Origin of the sequence: Paeniglutamicibacter antarcticus, assembly GCF_039544305.1 — a bacterium.
In the GTDB taxonomy this organism is placed as follows: domain Bacteria; phylum Actinomycetota; class Actinomycetes; order Actinomycetales; family Micrococcaceae; genus Paeniglutamicibacter; species Paeniglutamicibacter antarcticus_C.
The window spans coordinates 1-825 of sequence record NZ_BAABLK010000050.1 but is presented as its reverse complement, the minus strand read 5'-3'; the positions used below and the strand labels follow the sequence as shown (position 1 = coordinate 825).

At 57.5% G+C, this 825-nt stretch carries 1 protein-coding gene; it reads left to right on the top strand.

Annotated features, from left to right (window positions below; all coding sequences use genetic code 11):
• Nucleotides 1–825: cytochrome c oxidase subunit I (locus ABEA12_RS15005; RefSeq protein ID WP_345468800.1), on the top strand; the 825-nt coding region annotated here is incomplete at both ends.

Sequence of the window (825 nt, the reverse complement as noted above, 5' to 3'; positions counted from 1 at the left end):
GCCGATCTTTGGCTACAAGGGCCTGATCTTCGCGACCATCTCCATTGCGGCGCTGTCTATCTCGGTGTGGGCCCACCACATGTACGCCACCGGTTCGGTCATGCTTCCGTTCTTCGGATTCATGACCATGCTGATCGCCGTTCCAACGGGCGTGAAGTTCTTCAACTGGATCGGCACACTGTGGCGAGGTTCGATCACCTTCGAGACCCCGATGCTGTGGAGCATCGGCTTCCTGGTGACCTTCCTCTTCGGTGGGTTGACCGGGCTTATCCTCTCTGCCCCGCCGCTGGACTTCCACGTGACCGATACATATTTCGTGGTTGCGCACTTCCACTACGTGGTCTTTGGTACCGTCGTGTTCGCGATGTTCGCCGGCTTCTATTTCTGGTGGCCGAAGTGGACCGGCAAGATGCTCAATGAACGTCTTGGAAAGATCCACTTCTGGATGCTCTTTATCGGCTTCCACGGCACCTTCCTGATCCAGCACTGGTTGGGTGTCATGGGGATGCCGCGTCGTTATGCGGACTATATGCCTGAAGACGGGTTCACCACCATGAACCAGTTCTCGTCGATGTTCTCTTTCCTTCTGGGAGCCTCCATGATTCCGTTCTTCTGGAACCTCTGGATGACGCATCGCCACGGCAAGAAGGTGACGGTGGATGATCCGTGGGGCTTCGGCGCATCACTGGAGTGGGCAACTTCCTGCCCGCCGCCGCGGCATAACTTCCACTCGGTGCCTAGGATCCGTTCCGAGCGCCCTGCACTGGATCTGCACCATCCCGAGCTCAGTGCCCGCATAACACCGGAAGGTTCTGTAGCAACAAT